General features: G+C 68.7%; 2 protein-coding genes and 1 pseudogene. 2 read left to right on the forward strand and 1 reads right to left on the reverse strand.

Annotation, left to right across the window (positions count from 1 at the left end; genetic code table 11):
• Nucleotides 1–81: pseudogene (locus P3W75_RS16985) on the reverse strand (short chain dehydrogenase); the annotation flags it as partial.
• A 228-nt stretch (nt 82–309) separates the two neighbouring features.
• Here P3W75_RS16985 and P3W75_RS16990 point away from each other — a divergent pair.
• Nucleotides 310–1,314, forward strand: coding sequence for an NADP-dependent oxidoreductase (locus P3W75_RS16990; protein WP_276228480.1), 1,005 nt, complete (start codon nt 310–312; stop codon nt 1,312–1,314).
• 340 nt (nt 1,315–1,654) lie between these two features.
• Nucleotides 1,655–3,343, forward strand: a 1,689-nt coding sequence (locus P3W75_RS16995) for a SulP family inorganic anion transporter (RefSeq protein ID WP_276228481.1), incomplete at its 3' end; no start/stop codon positions are given.

The raw sequence follows: 3,343 nt of genomic DNA on the forward strand, positions 1-3,343 counted from the left end.
GAAGGCCTGGGCGGTGGCGCGACCGATGCCGGCGGCGGCGCCGGTGACCAGGGCGACCTGGCCGGAAAGCAGCTGACTCATGAACTGTCCTCGAACGGATGGAGAATGGCGCCGAGTCTAGCTACCCCGGCGCGCGGGCGAAGCACTATCAGGCGGCTGTAGCTGGCATCATCCGTCCAGGTGATGATCAACCAGACGATGAATCATCCGAATGGATGACCCGGCATTCCCGCGGACGGGCGAAACTTGCCGTGGGACTTGCGGCCAGCTATCCGTTAGGGACTGTCCCTGCCACTCGAGATCGCCGCCATGTCCGCCCCGCTCAATCGCCAGTTCCTCCTTGCGCAACGTCCGACCGGCTCCATCGACGAATCCACCTTCCGCTACGCCGAGACCCCGCTGGGCGAACCCGGCCCCGGCCAGGTGCTGGTGCGCAACCTGTACCTGTCGCTGGACCCGGCGATGCGCGGCTGGCTCAACGACGCCAAGTCGTACATCGCCCCGGTGGCCGTGGGCGAGGTGATGCGCGCGCTCGGCGTGGGCCAGGTGATCGCCTCGAACAACCCGGCGTTCGCCGTCGGCGACCACGTCAACGGCGCCCTCGGCGTGCAGGACTACTTCCTCGGCGAGCCCAAGGGCTTCTACAAGGTCGACCCGAACCGCGCGCCGCTGCCGCTGTACCTCTCGGCCCTGGGCATGACCGGCATGACCGCCTACTTCGGCCTGCTCGACGTCGGCCAGCCCAAGGCCGGCGAAACGGTGGTGGTGTCCGCCGCCGCCGGCGCGGTGGGCAGCGTGGTCGGCCAGGTGGCGAAGATCAAGGGCTGCACGGTGATCGGCATCGCCGGCGGCGAGGACAAGTGCCGCTACCTGGTGGAGCAACTGGGCTTCGACGGCGCCATCGACTACAAGAACGAGGACCTCGCGCTGGGCCTGAAGCGCTGCTGCCCGAACGGTATCGACGTGTTCTTCGACAACGTCGGCGGCGACATCCTCGACGCCTGCCTGGCGCGCCTGGCGCCCAAGGCGCGGGTGGTGATCTGCGGCGCCATCAGCCAGTACAACAACAAGCAGGCGGTGAAGGGCCCGGCCAACTATCTCGCGCTGCTGGTCAACCGCGCGCGCATGGAAGGCATGGTGGTGATGGACTACGCCAACCGCTTCCCCGAAGGCCTGCGCGACATGGCCGGCTGGCTGGCCGAAGGCAAGCTGAAGTCGAAGGAAGACATCGTCCAGGGCCTGGAGACCTTCCCGCAGACCGTGCTCAAGCTGTTCAAGGGCGAGAACTTCGGCAAGCTGGTACTCAAGCTCTGACAGACTGCCGTAGGGCGCATAACGCCCCCGGCGTTATCCGCCGATGCCCCTGCGCGGGGCCATCGGCGGATAAAGCGTTCCGCTTTATGCGCCCTACGCTGCCGCACCCAGGCGCTCTGCGTAGGATGGTGTTGAGCGCAGCGATACCCATCTCCGTGGTCCCATGGGTATCGCAAGCTCAACCCATCCTACGAAAAGCACCTCAGCGCAGCCGGCGAGGCAGTTGCACCTACAGTCCTCTCGAATTCCTTCGTCTTCCTACGCCGGGCACTGACGCCGGGCAAGCCGCGGCTCTACACTGCGGCTAAGCTTCTGCCCCGACGTTTCACGGAAGACTCCCATGTCCCTCACCCGCTGGCTGCCCGGCCTGGACGACCTGCTGCACTATCGCGGCGTCTGGCTGCGCCCGGATGTTCTCGCCGGCCTCTCGGTAGCGGCGATCCAGATCCCCACCGCCATCGCCTACGCGCAGATCATCGGCTTCCCGGCCCAGGTCGGGCTCTACGCCTGCATCCTGCCGATGCTGATCTACGCGCTGGTCGGCAGCTCCAAGCAGCTGATGGTCGGCCCCGACGCCGCCACCGCGGCCATGGTCGCCGCCGCCATCACCCCGCTGGCGGCCGGCGATCCGCAGCGCCTGCTGCAGCTGTCGATGATCGTGGCGGTGATGGTTGGCCTGCTGTCCATCGCCGGCGGCCTGATGCGCGCCGGCTTCGTCGCCAGCTTCCTGTCGCGGCCGACCCTGGTCGGCTACCTCAACGGCATCGGCCTGAGCCTGATCGCCGGCCAGCTGGGCAAGCTGCTCGGCTACCACACCGAGACCAGCGGCTTCCTCGCCGGCCTGCTGGCGTTGTTGCGCAACCTCGGCAGCACGCACCTGCCGACTCTGGCCCTGGGCCTGGCCACGCTGCTGCTGATGGTCCTGCTGCCACGCCGCTACCCGAAGATTCCCGGCGCCCTGGTCGGGGTGCTGTTCGCCACCCTGGCCAGCGTGGCGCTGGGCCTGGACCGCTACGGCGTGGCGCTGCTCGGCGCGGTGCCCCAGGGCCTGCCGGAGCTGAGCTGGCCACGCACCAGCGTGCAGGAGATGGGCAACCTGTTCCGCGACGCCCTGGGCATCACCATCGTCAGCTTCTGCAGCGCCATGCTCACCGCGCGCAGCTTCGCCGCGCGGCACGGCTACAGCGTCGACGCCAGCCGCGAGATGATCGCCCTGGGCGTGGCCAACATCGGCGCCGGGGTGTCCCAGGGTTTCGTCATCAGCGGCGCCGACTCGCGCACCGCGGTGAACGACATGGTCGGCGGCCAGACGCAGATGGTCGGCATAGTCGCGGCGCTGGTGATCGGCCTGGCGCTGGTGCTGTTCAGCGCGCCGCTGGGCTGGATTCCCATGCCGGCGCTGGGCGCGGTGCTGCTGATGGCCGGCTGGGGGCTGATCGACTTCGCCGCGCTGAAGGGCTTCTGGCGCCTGTCGCGCTTCGAGTTCGGGCTGTGCGTGCTGACCACCGTCGGGGTGCTCAGCGTCGGCGTGCTGCCGGGCATCTTCGTGGCCATCGTCATCGCCCTGCTACGCCTGCTGTACCTGACCTACCGGCCGAGCGACGCGGTGCTCGGCTGGGTCCACGGCATCGACGGCCAGGTCGAGCTGAGCCGCTACCCGCAGGCGCACACCCTGCCCGGCCTGGTGATCTACCGCTTCGACGCGCCGCTGCTGTTCTTCAACGCCGACTACTTCAAGCAGCGCCTGCTGCAGGTGGTGGCCGAGGCCAAGAACCCGCGCGCGGTGCTGCTCAACGCCGAGGGCGTGCTGAACCTGGACATCAGCGGCCTGACCGTGCTGCGCGAAGTCCGCCAGACCCTCCAGGCCCAGGGCGTGCACCTGTCCCTGGCGCGGGTGCCGCACGAGATGCTGGCGATGATGGAGCGCTCCGGGCAGTTGGGCGAGCTGAAGCCGCCGCTGGTGTTCAGCTCGGTGCGCGCCGGGGTGAACGCCTACCGCCACTGGTACAAGCGCCAGCAGGAAGCCGCC

This window comes from Pseudomonas citronellolis, from assembly GCF_029335315.1.
Classification (GTDB): domain Bacteria; phylum Pseudomonadota; class Gammaproteobacteria; order Pseudomonadales; family Pseudomonadaceae; genus Pseudomonas; species Pseudomonas citronellolis_A.

Excerpts from the sequence above, each read along its gene's own strand:
- P3W75_RS16990 (WP_276228480.1), top strand. The coding sequence starts at position 310 with ATGTCCGCCCCGCTCAATCGCCAGTTCCTCCTTGCGCAACGTCCGACC.